This is a genomic window from Pseudomonas sp. KD5, from assembly GCF_012932895.1.
Lineage (GTDB): Bacteria > Pseudomonadota > Gammaproteobacteria > Pseudomonadales > Pseudomonadaceae > Aquipseudomonas.
Genome location: NZ_JDWJ01000015.1, coordinates 30,123 through 47,282, shown reverse-complemented (window position 1 = coordinate 47,282; position 17,160 = coordinate 30,123). Strand labels below are relative to the sequence as shown.

Genomic DNA, 17,160 nt, shown 5'->3' with positions numbered 1-17,160 from the left:
CCGTTCGGCTGCGCAGCAGTCGTAAATCTAACACTGCGGTATCCTCCGGAAAATGTGGTCGACCGATTTGGGGCCACTTCGTGACCCAACGGGGGCAAGCCCCCTCGCCACAGGGTTCAACAGGCACAGACCTATCGGCGATTACCCATCACATTTACAGCGCGATTTGCTCTAAAGCCCTCGCACTATTGCAAGTAACTCCTTTCTATACTGCGACATAAGGTCGCACACGTATTCAGACCTGTTCTTACTTGGCCACTTTGGCCCGTAAGCGCTCCGCTGGGGGGCGATGGCAACAACAAGAGGAGTGACTGGCATGATCCATCACGTAGTGGGACTCTTCACCCACCCTGACCAGGAATGGAAAGAAATCCGTGGCGACGAGGAAGAAAGCATCAGCCACATGTACCTGACGCACACCCTGATTCTGGCGGCGATTCCTGCCATATCGGCGTTTATCGGCACTACGCAAGTCGGCTGGGTCATTGGTAATCGAGCGCCGGTCATGCTGACCATGGAAAGCGCGCTATGGATGACCATCATGTCGTACCTGGCGATGCTCGGCGGTGTCGCGGTGATGGGCGCCTTCATTCACTGGATGGCCCGTACCTATGACGCCAACCCGAGCCTGGCGCGCTGTATCGCATTCGCCACATACACCGCCACCCCGCTGTTCATCGGCGGCCTGGCGGCGCTGTACCCGCACTTGTGGCTGGGGATGATCGTCGGCACCGCGGCTGTCTGCTACACGGTGTACCTGCTGTATGTAGGGCTACCAACGTTCATGAACATTCCATCGGACGAGGGCTTCCTGTTTTCGAGCTCGGTGCTCGCCGTAGGACTGGTGGTGCTGGTAGCCATCATGGCGTTTACCGTGATTGTCTGGGGCCTTGGCGTGGGACCGGTCTATACCAACTGACAAACAAGCGCCGACATAAAAAACACGTTCCGCCACTACAGGCCGCCGCAAGGCGGCCTTCTAATGCGAGCAACGACCATTCGGCGCCTGAGCGATTCGCAAGCCCTCGGGGTTGCGGCATACTCGACATCCTTGGAGATCCATCAAGCATGCCCGAGCAACTCAATACCCGCGTCGAAGACTGTTTCCTGCAAGCCGAATCCTTTTTCAAACGACCTTTCAAACGCCCCGTGGTGAGCCTCAAGCTGCGCGGGCAAAAAGCCGGTGTCGCGCATTTGCACGAGAACCTGCTGCGCTTCAACCCGCAGCTGTACCGGGAAAACACCGAAGACTTCCTCAAGCAGACCGTGGCGCATGAAGTCGCGCACCTGATCGCCCATCAACTGTTCGGCGACCGCATCCAGCCCCATGGCGAAGAATGGCAACTGATCATGCGTGGCGTTTACGAACTGCCGCCCAACCGCTGCCACACCTATGACGTCAAACGCCGCAGCGTGACCCGCTACATCTACAAATGCCCCTGCGCCGACAGCGATTTCCCGTTTTCGGCCCAGCGTCATAGCCTGGTGCGCCAGGGGCGGCGGTATTTGTGCCGGCGTTGTCGCAGTACGTTGGTGTTCAGCGGGGAAATGCGGGTCGAATGAGTTGAGTTTCGGCCGGGACAGACGCTAGATAACTACCTTGGCCCGCCGCAGCGCTTCAATCCGCTCAACACTAAACCCCAGTTCACCCAACACCTGATCCGTATGCTGCCCCAGCCAGGCGCCAATGTGCCGCGGCTCAGGCAACCCCGCTGAAAACTTCAACGGACAGGCCATCTGCGCCTGAGTCGAGCCATCGCCCCGCGGCACCTCAGCCACCAATTCCCGCGCCTGCAACTGCGGATGCCCGACCGCTTCGCCCAGGCTCAACACCGGCTCGACACACGCATCGGCCCCGGCAAACAGCTCACACAGCCAGGCAAAGTCGTGTTTTTCGAATTCAATGTTCAGCGCATCCTTGAGCGCCCGTTGCCGGGCGGGGTCGGACGACAGTCCCTCGGCCGCCAGTTCCGGACGGCCGAGCACCGTGCACAGTTGCTGCATGAACCCCGGTTCCAGACTGCCCACCGACAACCAGCGGCCATCGCGCGACCGGTAGTAATCGTAGAAGCTGCCGCCGTTGAGCATCTGGTCTTCCCTGCCCGGCTCAACGCCGCAGGCCAGGTAGCCGGCACCAGCCATGGCGTTCAGGCTGAAGGCGCAGTCAGTCATGCTCACATCCAGATGCTGCCCCTGCCCGGTCTGTTGCCGCGCGATCACCGCTGCCAGCAGCCCGATCACCCCATGCAACGAACCGCCCGCGACATCCGCCACCTGCATGCCCAACGGCAACGGGCCGCTGTCGGCACGGCCGGTGTAGCTCGAAAGGCCCGCCAGCGCCAGGTAGTTGATGTCGTGGCCGGCGCGGTCCTTGTAAGGGCCGGTCTGGCCGTAGCCGGTGATCGACACATAAATCAACCGTGGATTGATCGCCTTCAAGGCTTCATACCCCAGGCCCAGCCGTTCCATCACGCCAGGGCGGAACTGCTCCAGCACAATGTCGTAGTCCGCAAGCAATTGCGTGATCACCTCCAGCGCCTCGGGCTGCTTGAGGTCCAGCGCCAGGCTGCGCTTGTTACGATTGAGGTACGCGTGGCTGGCCGACACGCCCTGATCATGGGGCGGCAGCACCCGCAGCAAATCCATGCGGGTCGGCGATTCGATGCGTAGCACCTCGGCACCCATGTCCGCCAACAGCAACGAGGCGAACGGCCCCGGCAACAATGTCGAGAAATCCAGAACCTTGAGTGATGCCAGTGGACCGAGCATGAGCGTTCTCCAGTGCAGTCCCCCAAGCCTAGGCAGCCCGGGACATTGCAGCAATCACCTTATGTGCCAGTGACGCTGACCGTTACGCTCAAATCGCAGGCAACAAAAAACCCGCCGAAGCGGGTTTTTCATTACAACAAGGCTTACTTGGCGTTCGTCGGGGTTGCCCCTTCGACGTGGCCCAAAACATCATCTTTAGGCTCGTCGGCAATGCCGCGACCGCCCGAGGCCAGCTCGGATTGCAGCACGTCGGTGTCCAGTTCCTTGACCCACTTGGCCACAACAATAGTGGCAACCGCGTTACCGATCAGGTTGGTCAACGCGCGGGCTTCGGACATGAAACGGTCGATACCCAGGATCAGCGCCAGGCCGGCAACCGGCAGGTGGCCAACAGCGGACAAGGTAGCGGCCAGTACGATGAAGCCACTACCGGTCACGCCAGCAGCGCCTTTGGAGGACAGCAGCAACACCACCAGCAGAGTGATCTGGTGAGTGATGTCCATGTGGGTGTCGGTTGCCTGAGCAATGAACACTGCCGCCATGGTCAGGTAGATCGCAGTACCGTCGAGGTTGAACGAGTAGCCAGTCGGGATCACCAGACCTACCACGGATTTCTGCGCACCCAGACGCTCCATTTTGATCAGCATGCGTGGCAGTACCGACTCCGAAGAGGAAGTACCCAGCACGATCAGCAACTCTTCGCGGATATAACGGATCACTTTCAGCACACTGAAACCGTGAGCGCGAGCAATACCACCCAGCACGATCAGAATGAACAGCAGGCAGGTGATGTAGAAGCAGGCCATCAGTTGCCCCAGCTGCACCAGCGAGCCAACACCATAAGCACCGATGGTGAACGCCATGGCACCGAAGGCACCGAGTGGCGCGAGCTTCATGATCATGTTGATGATGTTGAACATCACGTGGGCGAAGCGATCGATGAAGTCCAGGATCGGCTTGCCGTAGGCACCCAGGCGATGCAGGGCGAAACCGAAGATAACCGAGAACATCAGCACTTGCAGGATATCGCCCGTGGCGAACGCACCAATGATGGTGGTCGGGATCACGTTCAGCAGGAAGCCAACGACGCTTTGATCCGCACCGGCAGCCACGTAGGTTGCGATTTTGGAGGCATCCAGCGTGGTGACATCGATGTGCATGCCGTTACCCGGCTGCACAATGTTGACCACCACCAGACCGACCAGCAGTGCAATGGTCGAAACGATTTCGAAGTAGAGCAGCGCGTAACCGCCGGTCTTGCCAACCGACTTCATGTTCTGCATGCCCGCGATACCGCTGACGACGGTGCAGAAAATGATGGGAGCGATGATCATTTTGATCAGTTTGATGAACCCGTCACCCAACGGCTTGAGGGCTACACCGGTCTGCGGGTAGAAGTGACCGAGCAGGATGCCGATGGCGATGGCAACGATCACCTGGAAATACAGGGATTTGTACAGTGGCTGACGAGTCGTCATTGCAAAGTTCCTCAAGAGCGCCCGGTGACAACATCCATCTGTTGCCCAAGACACTTCAATTGCGAACCCTCCTGCACTGGAGGGATTTGTTTTGTCGAGCTGCGCAACGGCAGGCATCTGCTGGTTGTATCGCAAGGCCCGTGCCACATTCGCCAAAAAGCCTGCGAGCCTTTTGACATCAAGGGTTACAGGTTTTTTTTGGTCACCAACCAGTTACAACTATGTGGCGGATTTCCGCCAACCCGTCTGACCTCGTCCTGTAATTTGGCGGATATCCGCCTTGTTCATCGTCGATGGGCACCGCTACCATCCATTGCTCAGTGGACGGACCTGCCCCATGCGTGAACGCACCATCGCCAGCCATTTCGCCCGTGCCGCCCTCGGCGGCGCGCGCCGACGTGGCTACGACTATTCGAGCCTGCTGCAGCAACTGGGGATCAGCCCCGAGTTGCTTGAAGAACCACGCGCCCGAATCGCGCCTGAACAGTTCACCCGGTTGATCCAGGGATTGTGGCTGGCCCTGGACGACGAATATCTGGGCTTCGGGCAGGCCCCGAGCAAACCCGGCAGCTTCGCGATGATGTGCCACGCGGTGATCCACTGCCGCACGCTGGAGAAAGCACTCAATCGCGGCCTGTTGTTTTACAGCCTGTTTCCCGGGGCGCCGCGCCTGACCCTGAGCCGCGAAGGCGAGATGATTCGCCTGAGCCTCGACGATTCGCCGCTGTGGGACCCGGACCACTTCCTCAGCGAAAGCCTGCTGGTGATCTGGCATCGGTTCGGCAGTTGGCTGATCGGCCAGCGCATTCGTCTGGAGCACGCCACATTCAGCTACCCGAGGCCCGAGCACGGGGCCGAATACGACTTGCTGTTTTCCTGCCCGCTAACATTCGATACTACTCAGAGTAGCCTGCTGTTCCACAGCCGCTACCTGAACATGCCGCTGTTGCAGGACGAACGAACCCTCAAGCACTTTCTCGAGCGCTCCCCCGCCGACCTGCTGTCACGCCCCGACGAAGGCGACAGCCTGAGCAGCCAATTGCGGCGCTTGCTCAGCCGCGACAGCGCACGCTGGCCGGACCTGGAAGCAGTGGCGGCGCACCTGCACATCAGCCCGCAAACCTTGCGTCGGCATTTGCGTGAGGAAGGCACGAGTTTTCAGGAATTGAAGGATCAGTTACGCCGGGACATCGCGATTTATCACCTGGGGCGGGCGGACCTGTCGCTGCAACAGATTGCCGAGCAGTTGGGGTTTTCAGAGCCTTCGGCGTTTCATCGGGCGTTCAAGAAGTGGACAGGGTTGACGCCGGGGGCTTATCGGGCTCAGGAGAATTGATGGTGTACTCACCGCATAACTATGCAGCTAGACAGGCTGTTGTGGCGAGGGGGCTTGCCCCCGTTGGGTTGCGAAGCGACCCCAAAATCTGCAACCGCAGGTATTCAGGTACACCGCATACACCGGTTTTGCGACTGCTGCGCAGCCGAACGGGGGCAAGCCCCCTCGCCACAACAAGCCCCTTTGCCACAGATCCTCGCTAGCCCTGCGGATCAAGGTTATCCAGCACTCGGTTGACGGCCAGCTCGCCGAGCATGACCACCGATTGAATCCCCAACATCATGTTGCGATGTGGCATGTCCATCAACCCGGCGAACTCACTGAGCATCACGCTGGCTGATGCCAGGGATTCGCAGGCGTTGACCAGCAGGGTTTCGTTATCGACCTTCGCACCCACATGGTAAATGGTGCTGGGTTTGCGCTTGGTGTCTTTGGGAGTGGGTGGTTTGAGGTAGTGGTCGAGGGCGCGGTCGGCGGCTTCGTGGAGTTTTTTGGAATCGAGGGATTCGTAGGGGGAGACGTCGTCGGGTGCTGGTGGATTAGGTGTTGGTTTGAACATGGATAAAGCCTCCTAGAGTCATGGAGCCGCCACTGTTCGCTGCGAGACGAAAGAAGGTGGCAGCTATACGCGGGTCGCAGACCGGGACTCTAGAACCGGCAGACCCGAAGGTCTCCCACGTACAGCCGCCATAACATGAACGGAGGATGTTGTGCGTCTAGAGATACACGGGCTGCGAGACCCGATCGCTGATTCGTCAACGACAGGGAAACGATATAGCCCACGCCCCAGGCGCACTAGCCGGCGGATTCTGGCGTAGTCGTAGGCAGCGGCGCAAGGATGTGTAGGTTGGGTGAGTTTCTGGAAGTGTCGTTTAAACATCGCCGTTTAAGATTTTCGGCCAGGCACCCACATCAAACCACCGGAAAATGAATCCGGAACGCCGCCCCGCCCATCGGCGAATCCCCCAGCGTCAGCTTGGCGCTGTAGCTTTCGATGATGTCCTTGACCACCGCCAAGCCAATCCCCTGCCCCGGATGCTGGCGGTCCAGCCGCTCGCCGCGCTCGAGAATTCGCGCGCGTTGGTCCGGTGGTACACCGGGGCCATCGTCTTCAATGCAAAGCTCAATGCCACTGAGGGTTTCGCGCACGCTGATGCGTACTTCGTTCAAGCACAGGCGATAGGCGTTTTCCAGCAGGTTGCCCATCATTTCCAGCAAGGCGCCCTGCTCGATCGGCACGTAGCACTGCTCCGGCAGATCGAAGACGACCCGCACGCGTTTGTCGCGGTAGACCTTGTCCAGGGTGTCGCAGAGGCTTTGCAGCACCGGGCGCAGGCGCACCTGATGGCGCACCAGACCGCTTTTGCGCAGGCTGGCCCGTTGCAGTTGATAGCTGATCTGCTGGCTCATGCGCTCGATCTGGGTTTGCAGCACCCAAGCCTGATCGCGCTCTTGCGGCTTTTGCGCCATGTCTTCGCTGACCCCTTGCAACACCGCCAGCGGAGTTTTCAGGCTGTGGGCCAGGTCGTCGAGAGAGTCGCGATAACGGCTGCGCTGTTCACGCTCGCTGTGCAGCAAACGGTTGAGCGAGCCGGTCAGGCGCAGCAGTTCGCGCGGGTGTTGTTCGCTGAGGCTTTCGCGGGTGCCGCTTTCGATCTGGTCCAGCTCCTGGCTCAGGCGGCTCAACGCCTGCAAGCCCCAGGTCAGGCCAACCCAGAGCAAAACGAGCAACACCAGCAATGCGGCACCGAAGCCCAGATAGAGGTTTTCCCGCAGGCCTTCGAGGGTGGCTTCGTATTCGCGCACCGGTTGCAGCGCGACGATGCTGAACGCCGCGCTTTTGCCGCCGAGCAGCTTGACCTCGACGTCATAGACGAAAAACTCTTCACCATTGGCCTCGCGAATCCTCGCGAACTCGTTGCCGCGTCCGTCGTAACGCGGCTTGTAGTTGATGTTCTCTTCCTGGGTGGCCTTCGAGCGCCAGACCAGGTGACCTTCGCGGTCATAGATGTAGCCGAGCAATCGGCTGTCGGCGAGGTTGAAACGCTCATCGGGCAACTGCGCCGGCATCTGCAAGCGGTTGTTATCCACCCGAGCGGCGGAGATCAGCGTGGTGACGTCCGACGCCAGGCGCTGCTCGATGGAGTCCTGCAACGCCAGGCTGAACGCGCCCTGCATCGCCGGCAGTAACGCCAGCATGAACAATACCGCCAGGGTGGTGGCGGCGAGCATCAAGCGGACACGAAGGGAACGAATCAAGTGCAGCGCTCATTGAACAGGTAACCGAGACCACGCACGGTATCGATCGGCTTGAACCCGGCCGGGCCTTCGAGTTTGCGACGCAAGCGGCCGACCAGCACTTCGATCACATTCGGATCGCGTTCGTCGTCATCCGGGTAGAGCTGCTCCATCAAGCGGTCCTTGGCCACCACTTGCTGGTGATGACGCATCAGGTATTCGAGGATCCGATATTCGTAGGCGGTCAGCGCCAGCGGCTGATCATCGAGGGACGCCTGTTTGCGATTGAGGTCCAGCAGCAAGGGACCGGCGACGATGGTCGACTGGGTGAAACCGCTGGAGCGACGCAGCAAGGCATTGAGCCGGGCGTCCAGCTCTTCGAACTGGAACGGCTTGACCACGTAGTCGTCGGCACCGGCGGCGAGGCCTTCGACCTTGTCTTGCCAGTTGCCGCGCGCGGTGAGGATCAGGATCGGAAACGTCTTGCCTTGGGAGCGCAGCTGACGAATCAAGTCGAGCCCGCCCATGCCCGGCAGACCGAGGTCAATCACCGCCAGGTCATGGTTGAACTGCTCGGCCTGATGCAACGCATCGATGGCGTTGGCCACGGACTCGACCACGTGGCCGCTGTCCGTCAAACGGGTTTGCAGGTGATGGCGCAACAGCGCTTCATCTTCGACGACCAGCAATTTCATAAGGCTCTCCGGGGCAAATCAACATCTCCAAAGGTCAGTTAAGCCTGCTCCCATAGGTTGCGAGGCTTAACTGACTGGCAACCAAACGCTGTTTAGAAAGCGTAGTTGGCGGACAAGTACGTCTGGGCGCTGCTGGTCAAGTCCAGCGAACCCTGTTTGCTGCCGCCGCGCTCGCTCATCTCGGTGCTGGCGTTGCTACGCAGGTAACGGTAACCCAGCTCGACCGAGGTGTTTTGCGTAACTTGCTGCAACACGCCGACCTGGCCGCCAATGGCGTAACCGATGTCGCTGTCGCGGCTGAAGCCTGGCGATTCCTGGGTCATTTTGGTCAAACCGGCCGTGGCACCGCCGAACAGTTTGGTGCTGCCACCCACTGGGTAAAACAGATCGTAGCTGCCCAGCAGGTTTTCCTGACGCAGTTTAATGCCATTATGCGAGCCCGACACGTTGTCGTAAGTGGCGTAGTAGCGACCCTGGCTGTCTTGCTGGCCCACACGCAAACCCCAGGTGTTGTCCTTGCCGATCACACCGTCGGCGTTCGGGTGGTTGAGGTTGTCGTTCAGGGCACTGGATTTTTTAACCTTGTCGCTGGTCTGGCCAAAGGTCAGGCCGGCAAAATTGGTGGTGTCGGCGTGGGCGGCAACACTGGCGCCCATCACGGTGAAAGCCAGGAGCAGTTTTTTCAAAGTAGTCATTGGGGAACTTCCTCATGCGCTATGTGCTTTTTGGGTACGGGGCAAGGTTACTGACCTCACCCTGTACAGCCCCTGAACGCACTCTGAACCTGAGCTGAATCAAATCGACTACGCTATCTTGACGTTTGTTTATAAGGAGATTCAGCCATGCGTGTGTTGCTCGCCCTTGTATTGCTGGCCGTGAGCGGGCTCAGCCAGGCCGCCATCAAGACCCAGGAAATTCCCTATCAAAGTGCCGATGGCACAAAACTGATCGGTTATTACGCCTACGATGACGCTATCAAAGGCCCGCGCCCGGGTGTGGTGGTGGTACATGAATGGTGGGGGCTCAACGACTACGCCAAGCGTCGCGCCCGCGATCTGGCCGGTCTGGGCTACAGCGCGCTGGCGATCGACATGTATGGCGACGGCAAGAACACCGAACACCCCAAGGACGCCATGGCGTTCATGCAAGCCGCGACGAAGGACAGCGCAGCAGCCAGCGCGCGGTTTCAGGCCGGGCTCGATTTGCTGAAGAAACAGCCACAGACCGATCCGGCCAAACTGGCGGGTATCGGTTATTGCTTCGGCGGCAAGGTGGTGCTGGATGCCGCGCGGCAGGGTTTGCCGCTGGCGGGCGTGGTGAGTTTCCACGGTGCACTGGCGACCAATACGCCGGCGGCGCCTGGCAGTGTGAAAGCGAAAATCCTGGTGGAGCATGGCGCGCAGGACAGCATGGTCACGGCGGATAATGTGGCGGCGTTCAAGGCGGAAATGGACAAGGCCGGTGCCGATTATAAATTTGTCAGCCTCGAAGGCGCCAAGCATGGCTTCAGCAACCCTGATGCGGATCGTCTGAGCCACGGCGATCATGGCGGGCCGGACATTGGTTACAACAAGGCCGCCGATGAGAAATCGTGGGCGGACATGCAGGCGTTTTTCAAGAAGATCTTTGGCTGATCAGATAGACCTCTGTGGCGAGGGGGCTTGCCCCCGTTGGGCTGCGAAGCAGCCCCAAAACCTGCAATCGCATGTCGACAGACACACCACGTTGACCGGGTTTACGACTGCTTCGCAGCCGAACGGGGGCAAGCCCCCTCGCCACAAAAGCCCTGCTGCCACTACCCAGCCATTGAGCTAAACGGCAAAATGCCCGTCATGAATCCCGTCCCCGCCCTACCCGCCTGCTGCACCCCGCTCGACGCCCATTGGCCGCTGCCGTTTGTGCTGCCCGATACGGTCCTGCTGGGCACTCACTTCGATACCAAGCAATTGGCCAGCGATGATTTCCAGCGCAGCGCCATCGAGCCGCCCGCGAGCATCCAGCGTTCGGTGGCCAAGCGTCAGGCCGAGTTTCTCGCCGGGCGGATTTGCGCTCGGGCCGCGTTGCAACAGCTGGAAGGGCTGAGCTTCATTCCGGCCATTGGTGAAGACCGCGCACCGGTGTGGCCAGCGCATATCACCGGTTCGATCACCCACAGCACCGGCCGGGCCGCGGCGATTGTCGCGAACAAGGCCCATTGGCGCGGCTTGGGAATGGACCTGGAAAATCTGCTCGACGCAGAACGGGCCGAACGCCTGGCCGGAGAGATTCTCACCGGGCCTGAGTTGCGGCGCATGGCCGCCGGGGCTCGCGATCAGTTGGCGATGGTGGTGACGCTGACGTTTTCGGTGAAGGAAAGCCTGTTCAAGGCGCTCTACCCGATCGTCCAAAAGCGCTTCTATTTCGAACACGCCGAAGTGCTGGAGTGGAGCGAGGGCGGTGAAGTGCGGTTGCGGTTGCTAACCGACCTGTCCAGTGAGTGGTGCAGCGGCACCGAACTGGACGCGCAGTTTGCGGTGATGGATGGGCAGTTGTTGAGTCTGGTCAGTATCAAGGCCTGAAGCCCCCTGTCATGTGCCCAACCTCAACGCCGCTCCTGATTCCTCGGCCAGCTCAAACTGAAACACGCCCCGCCCAGGCTTTTGCTCTTGCTGATCAGCGCTCGCCCGTCGTGCCAATGGATGATCCGCCGCACAATCGACAACCCCAGCCCATGCCCACCCGAGGCGCGGGTGCGGCTGTCGTCGAGGCGCAGGAACGGGGTGAAGATTTTCTCCCATGCCGTTTCCGGCACGCCCGGCCCGTCATCCTCGACATCCACCCGACAGCGCTGCTGACCCACCTGATAGCTGACGGTCACCCGTGAATGGGCATGGCGCATGGCGTTGCTCACCAGATTCTGCAACGCCCGGTGCAGGTAACGCGGCTCGGCCTCAACCCAGGCGCCGTCGCAATCGGCGGCCGACAGGCACAAGCCGCGCTGTACCGTGACCTCGGCGCGCAACGGTGCCAACTCCTCGATCACCTGATTGACCAACGCATCCAGATCGATCCGCTGGAAATTCAGCGCCGGCGAGCCCTGTTCCAGCCGCGCATAAGTGAGCATCTCGTCGACCAGTCGATCGAGGTCTTCGATGTCGTGATCCATCCCTTCGCGGTATTTCTCCAGCGCCTCAGGCGTGGTGGCCGAGCCGATCATCTCCAGGCCAAAACGCAGGCGCGCCACCGGTGTGCGCAATTCATGGGACACGGCACGCACCAGTTCTCGCTGAATCGCCAACAATTGCTGCAAGTGCTCGGCCATGCCGTTGAACGCCGAGGCCAGCCGCCCCACCGAGTCGGCGCCGCGTGCTGGTACGCGGGTTTCCAGGCTGCCCTTGGCAATGCGTGTGGCGGCGGCTTCCAGACCGCGCAAACGACGCTCCAGTTGCCGCACCAACAGATAGACAATCAAACCAATCAGGCTCAAGCCAAGCGCCGCGATCAGCACCAGCCACTCGGGCGGGTAAGGATTCATCTGATACAGCGGACCGATTTCCAGCACCCACGGTGTACCGACCATACCGGCAAACACCCGGATCGAATCGCCGCCCTTGCCCAACGCCATCACCGTGTCGCCTTCTGACACGCGGCGGCTCTGGTCTTCGTCCATGTCGGCTTCATCGACCGTCACCAGCCGCAGATCGAAGCCGAAGCCCTTATCTTCCTTTAACTGCTCCAGACGCTTGGGCTGCTCGGCCACCGGGTAGCGCACCAGTTCATCGGCCAGCAGGTAAATGGTCGCCCGCGCCAGTTGCTCGCTGATCTGCTGGACTTCACCGGTGAGCACCAGTTGTTCCTTGTCGCTGACCAGACGATAAACCTTCGCCGCGTGCGGGCCGGTCTGCTCCACCAGTGCCTGACCGCGCAGTACACGGGTACGCTGGGTCAGGTCGAGGTCAGTCTGGGGGAACGTCTTCAGCGCCAGTGGAATCCCGAGCAAGCGCTCCCACAACAGCAACGCCCGATGGCGCTCGGTTTCGTTCATCGGTTGCAGGTTATCGGCCATCAGTGAGAACGTGCCGTGGGCCAGGCGCTCGCGGTACTGCTCGCTGCGTACCTGATTAAGCAGGTGCAAGGCCAGCACACCGAGCACCGCCACCAGAATCAGCGCCGCGCACATGCCGCCATAAATACGCAGGAAGATCGAGTTCACAGGGTGCAGGCTTCCGGCACGAACAAATAGCCTTTGCTGCGGACGGTCTTGATCAGCCGCGGATGCTCCGGGTCATCGCCGATCTTGGGGCGGATGCGCGAGATGCGCACGTCGATGGAGCGGTCCTGGCCGTCATAACCGATACCGCGCAGCGCGGTGAATATTTCTTCGCGGGACAGGATTCGCCCGGCGTTGGCCACCAGCAGCCAGAGCAGATCGAACTCGGCGCTGGTCAATTCGATGCCTTTGTCATGCAGCCAGGCTTCGCGCAATGCGTTGTCCACCACTAGCGGGCCGAACTGCAGGCGCCGGAGTTTTTCCGGGGCCACCTCCGGGGCTTCGCTGCGGCGCAGCAGGGCTTGAATACGCGCGAGCAATAAACGTGGACGCACCGGTTTGCAGACGTAGTCGTCGGCGCCCAAGTCCAGGCCAAGAATCTGATCGGTGTCATCGGTGCGCGCGGTGAGCATCAGGATCGGCCCGTCATAGCGGTCGCGAATCTTCCGGCAAATGCTCAAGCCGTCTTCGCCGGGGAGCATCAGGTCGAGAATCACCAGGTCTGGCTTCTCCTTGATGATGCGTGCTGCGGCCAGGGCGCCATTACCCTCGATCGATACGCGCAGGCCATTGGCTTCCAGGTAATCGCGGGTCAGTTCGGCCAGACGCTGGTCGTCCTCGACAATCAATACCTGCCAGGCTTCTTGCTCCACGATGACCTCTCTTGCCAACACCATCAATAAGGAAGGATCCACCCGTCTTTTTGTAATGATTGGGGAGGATAAGAATGCATCTGCATGGGCCGATTGTATAAACGCCACACGTCTGGAACACAAGCCGGTAAATGCGTTCGGACACAACGGTTTTTTGTGATAGGGTTCGCGCCCTTAAAAATCCGGATGACTGTTTTCTGTCGCTGAAAATCAGTGAAAAATGGTCGGCTCCAGCTAGGTCGCGGCCTACACGCCTGTTCCCTCTTTCACACACAATTTACGCACAGGTTTATCCACAGGTAGTACGTTGCAACACCCTCCAAAACGCATTATCTTGTACCTCGGCGCAAAAAAAACCCTACATGTAGGGTTTTACGCCAAAAACCAAACACAAACCGGACACCGATTTCAAGCGCTTTTATTGCCTCTTTCCGGTTGAACCAAACGTATTTTCGAAAGACCAAACCGCGCGTGCGGATGGCTACTGTTTTTAAGCCCGAAACGGCGATAACGGTACGGGTGTTGCAGTCATTTACTGCCGCCCAAAACGGAATTCGGTTTCAGGCCCAAGGCGTGACACCAAAGACTTCGGCATGGAAGCGGCGCCCGATAGCCCCTTCCTGATCTGTCCCGAAGTTGGTATGCCCGGCCCCCGCCGGTTGTAGTGCTTCAGGACAGAACGGTGGGCACCGTGATGGTGCCCAAACAAACATAGAGAATGTGGAGATACCCCCCCATGCAAACCGACACAACTCGCGAGAACCCGCAGGGCACCTTGCCGCAGGCCACCGATTCGAATTCGGATCTGTCCGCCACCGCGCCTGGCCAACTGCGCGTGATCAAGCGTAACGGCACTGTCGTCCCTTACACCGATGACAAGATCACCGTCGCCATCACCAAAGCGTTTCTCGCAGTTGAGGGCGGCACCGCTGCCGCTTCGTCGCGAATACACGACACCGTTGCCCGCCTGACCGAACAAGTCACCGCGACTTTCAAGCGTCGCATGCCTTCGGGCGGCACCATCCACATCGAAGAAATCCAGGACCAGGTCGAACTGGCCCTGATGCGTGCCGGCGAGCAGAAAGTCGCCCGCGACTATGTGATCTACCGTGACTCCCGCGCCAAAGAGCGCGCAGCGCACTCCCCTGCCGAAGAAGCCGTCAACGCTCACCCATCGATCCGCATCACCCGCGCCGATGGCAGCCTCGCGCCACTGGACATGGGTCGTCTGAACACCATCGTTACCGAAGCGTGCGAAGGCCTGGAAGAAGTCGACGGCGAGCTGATCCAGCGCGAAACCCTGAAAAACCTGTACGACGGCGTGGCCCTGACCGACGTCAACACCGCTCTGGTGATGACCGCCCGTACGCTGGTCGAGCGTGAGCCGAACTACTCGTTCGTGACCGCCCGCCTGCTGATGGACACCCTGCGTGCCGAAGGCCTGGGCTTCCTCGGTGTCGCCGACAGCGCGACCCACCACGAAATGGTCGACCTGTATGCCAAGGCACTGCCTGCGTACATCGCCAAAGGTATCGAATTCGAATTGCTGAACCCGGTTCTGGCGTCCTTCGACCTGGAAAAACTCGGCAAGGCGATCAACCACGAGCGCGATCAGCAGTTCACCTACCTGGGCCTGCAGACCCTGTACGACCGTTACTTCATCCACAAGGACGGTATCCGCTTCGAACTGCCACAGATTTTCTTCATGCGCGTGGCCATGGGCCTGGCGATCGAAGAGAAGCAGAAAGAAGACCGTGCGATCGAGTTCTACAACCTGTTGTCGTCCTTCGACTACATGTCCTCGACGCCGACCCTGTTCAACGCCGGTACCCTGCGTCCACAGCTGTCGAGCTGCTACCTGACCACCGTGCCGGATGACCTGTCGGGCATCTACCACGCGATCCACGACAACGCCATGTTGTCGAAATTCGCCGGCGGCCTGGGCAACGACTGGACCCCGGTTCGGGCGCTGGGTTCGTACATCAAGGGCACCAACGGCAAATCCCAGGGCGTCGTGCCGTTCCTGAAAGTGGTGAACGACACCGCCGTCGCCGTTAACCAGGGTGGCAAGCGCAAAGGCGCTGTCTGTGCCTACCTGGAAACCTGGCACATGGACATCGAAGAGTTCATCGAACTGCGTAAGAACACCGGTGATGACCGTCGTCGTACCCACGACATGAACACCGCCAACTGGATCCCTGACCTGTTCATGAAGCGTGTCTTCGATGACGGCAAGTGGACCCTGTTCTCGCCGTCCGAAGTTCCGGATCTGCACGACCTGACCGGCAAGGCCTTCGAAGAGCGTTACGAGTACTACGAAGCCCTGACCGAGTACCCGGGCAAGGTCAAGCTGTTCAAGACCATCCAGGCCAAAGACCTGTGGCGCAAAATGCTGTCCATGCTGTTTGAAACCGGCCACCCATGGCTGACCTTCAAAGACCCGTGCAACCTGCGCAGCCCGCAGCAGCACGTGGGCGTGGTCCACAGCTCGAACCTGTGCACCGAGATCACCTTGAACACCAACAAGGACGAGATCGCCGTTTGCAACCTGGGCTCGATCAACCTGCCGAACCACATCGTCGACGGCAAGCTGGACACCGCCAAGCTGCAACGCACCGTGAACACCGCCGTGCGCATGCTCGATAACGTGATCGACATCAACTACTACTCGGTGCCGCAAGCGAAGAACTCCAACTTCAAGCACCGTCCGGTCGGTCTGGGCATCATGGGCTTCCAGGACGCTCTGTACCTGCAGCACATCCCTTACGGTTCCGACGCTGCCGTCGAATTCGCCGACAAGTCGATGGAAGCGGTCAGCTACTACGCGATCCAGGCTTCCTGCGACCTGGCTGACGAACGTGGCGCCTACGAGACGTTCCAGGGTTCGCTGTGGTCCAAAGGTATCCTGCCGCTGGATTCGCAACAGATCCTGATCGAGCAGCGCGGCCAGAAGTACATCGACGTTGACCTGAACGAAACCCTGGACTGGGCACCGGTTCGCGCCCGTGTGCAGAAAGGCATTCGTAACTCCAACATCATGGCCATCGCACCGACCGCAACCATCGCCAACATCACCGGCGTGTCGCAGTCGATCGAACCGACCTACCAGAACCTCTATGTGAAATCGAACCTGTCGGGCGAATTCACCGTGATCAACCCGTACCTGGTTCGCGACCTGAAGGCTCGCGGTCTGTGGGACTCGGTCATGATCAACGACCTGAAGTACTACGACGGTTCGGTGCAGCAGATCGAGCGCATCCCGCAAGAACTCAAAGAGCTCTACGCGACGGCCTTCGAAGTGGACACCAAGTGGATCGTCGACGCCGCCAGCCGTCGTCAGAAGTGGATCGACCAGGCTCAGTCGCTGAACCTGTACATCGCCGGCGCTTCGGGCAAAAAACTGGACGTGACCTACCGCATGGCCTGGTACCGTGGTCTGAAAACCACTTACTACCTCCGTGCCCTGGCCGCGACCAGCACCGAGAAGTCGACCATCAACACCGGTAAGCTGAACGCTGTTTCCAGCGGCGGCAACCACGGTGACGACTCGGTCCTGGCAGCCCCAGCCGGTCCAGCTCCAGTGCCGAAGGCTTGCGCCATCGACGAGCCGGATTGCGAAGCTTGCCAATAAGCTGAGCCGGTAGGCGCTCCAGGGCGCTTACCTGAAACCCCCGATGAGCCTCTGGCTGGTCGGGGGTTTTCTTTTGCCCCCAGAAAAAGCAGCGATCTTTTGATCTGGAGA

14 protein-coding genes are annotated in these 17,160 nt (G+C 60.0%); 6 read left to right on the top strand and 8 right to left on the bottom strand.

What is annotated here, in order from left to right:
- Positions 1–316: 316 nt before the first annotated feature.
- Positions 317–919 (top strand): Yip1 family protein, encoded by a 603-nt coding sequence (locus AF70_RS26450; protein ID WP_019581231.1) that lies wholly within the window; start codon positions 317–319, stop codon positions 917–919.
- Between the two features lie 149 nt (positions 920–1,068).
- Entirely contained in the window at positions 1,069–1,563 is a 495-nt protein-coding gene (locus tag AF70_RS26445) for a SprT family zinc-dependent metalloprotease (RefSeq protein WP_007937535.1), read from the top strand.
- A gap of 24 nt (positions 1,564–1,587) precedes the next feature.
- Here the strand turns inward: AF70_RS26445 and AF70_RS26440 are convergent, their stop codons facing one another.
- Complete coding sequence (locus AF70_RS26440) at positions 1,588–2,769, bottom strand: CaiB/BaiF CoA-transferase family protein (protein ID WP_028938902.1); 1,182 nt, start codon at positions 2,767–2,769, stop codon at positions 1,588–1,590.
- Positions 2,770–2,912: 143 nt separating this feature from the next.
- A complete protein-coding gene (locus tag AF70_RS26435; RefSeq protein WP_019581233.1) occupies positions 2,913–4,247 on the bottom strand; it encodes a dicarboxylate/amino acid:cation symporter in 1,335 nt (444 codons plus the stop codon).
- 337 nt (positions 4,248–4,584) lie between these two features.
- Between AF70_RS26435 and AF70_RS26430 the strand changes: the two genes are divergently transcribed.
- Positions 4,585–5,583: an AraC family transcriptional regulator gene (locus AF70_RS26430; RefSeq protein WP_018926307.1), complete on the top strand. Its 999-nt coding sequence runs from the start codon at positions 4,585–4,587 to the stop codon at positions 5,581–5,583.
- Positions 5,584–5,782: 199 nt separating this feature from the next.
- Here the strand turns inward: AF70_RS26430 and AF70_RS26425 are convergent, their stop codons facing one another.
- The 4 genes from AF70_RS26425 to AF70_RS26410 form a co-directional block, all read right to left on the bottom strand.
- Positions 5,783–6,142: a DUF6124 family protein gene (locus AF70_RS26425; protein WP_019581235.1), complete on the bottom strand. Its 360-nt coding sequence runs from the start codon at positions 6,140–6,142 to the stop codon at positions 5,783–5,785.
- Between the two features lie 353 nt (positions 6,143–6,495).
- Positions 6,496–7,842 (bottom strand): ATP-binding protein, encoded by a 1,347-nt coding sequence (locus AF70_RS26420; protein WP_028938901.1) that lies wholly within the window; start codon positions 7,840–7,842, stop codon positions 6,496–6,498.
- Entirely contained in the window at positions 7,839–8,516 is a 678-nt protein-coding gene (locus AF70_RS26415) for a response regulator transcription factor (protein ID WP_028938900.1), read from the bottom strand. Before AF70_RS26415 ends, AF70_RS26420 begins: the two co-directional genes overlap by 4 nt.
- A gap of 92 nt (positions 8,517–8,608) precedes the next feature.
- On the bottom strand, positions 8,609–9,211 hold the full coding sequence (locus tag AF70_RS26410; protein ID WP_019581238.1) for a membrane protein: 603 nt from the start codon (positions 9,209–9,211) through the stop codon (positions 8,609–8,611).
- 147 nt (positions 9,212–9,358) lie between these two features.
- Between AF70_RS26410 and AF70_RS26405 the strand changes: the two genes are divergently transcribed.
- Both AF70_RS26405 and AF70_RS26400 read left to right on the top strand, forming a co-directional pair.
- Positions 9,359–10,150, top strand: coding sequence for a dienelactone hydrolase family protein (locus AF70_RS26405; RefSeq protein ID WP_028938899.1), 792 nt, complete (start codon positions 9,359–9,361; stop codon positions 10,148–10,150).
- 198 nt (positions 10,151–10,348) lie between these two features.
- The gene (locus AF70_RS26400; RefSeq protein WP_197032266.1) at positions 10,349–11,074 is read left to right on the top strand and encodes a 4'-phosphopantetheinyl transferase; all 726 of its coding nucleotides are present in this window, start codon (positions 10,349–10,351) and stop codon (positions 11,072–11,074) included.
- A gap of 23 nt (positions 11,075–11,097) precedes the next feature.
- Here the strand turns inward: AF70_RS26400 and AF70_RS26395 are convergent, their stop codons facing one another.
- Together AF70_RS26395 and AF70_RS26390 are read right to left on the bottom strand one after the other, a co-directional pair.
- Positions 11,098–12,708, bottom strand: coding sequence for an ATP-binding protein (locus AF70_RS26395; protein ID WP_019581241.1), 1,611 nt, complete (start codon positions 12,706–12,708; stop codon positions 11,098–11,100).
- Positions 12,705–13,418, bottom strand: coding sequence for a response regulator (locus AF70_RS26390; protein WP_019650367.1), 714 nt, complete (start codon positions 13,416–13,418; stop codon positions 12,705–12,707). The genes AF70_RS26395 and AF70_RS26390 overlap by 4 nt, the downstream gene beginning before the upstream one ends.
- Positions 13,419–14,154: 736 nt before the next feature.
- On the opposite strand from AF70_RS26390, the gene AF70_RS26385 reads away from it, so the two are divergent.
- Entirely contained in the window at positions 14,155–17,049 is a 2,895-nt protein-coding gene (locus tag AF70_RS26385) for a ribonucleoside-diphosphate reductase subunit alpha (RefSeq protein ID WP_028938897.1), read from the top strand.
- Positions 17,050–17,160 lie beyond the last annotated feature (111 nt).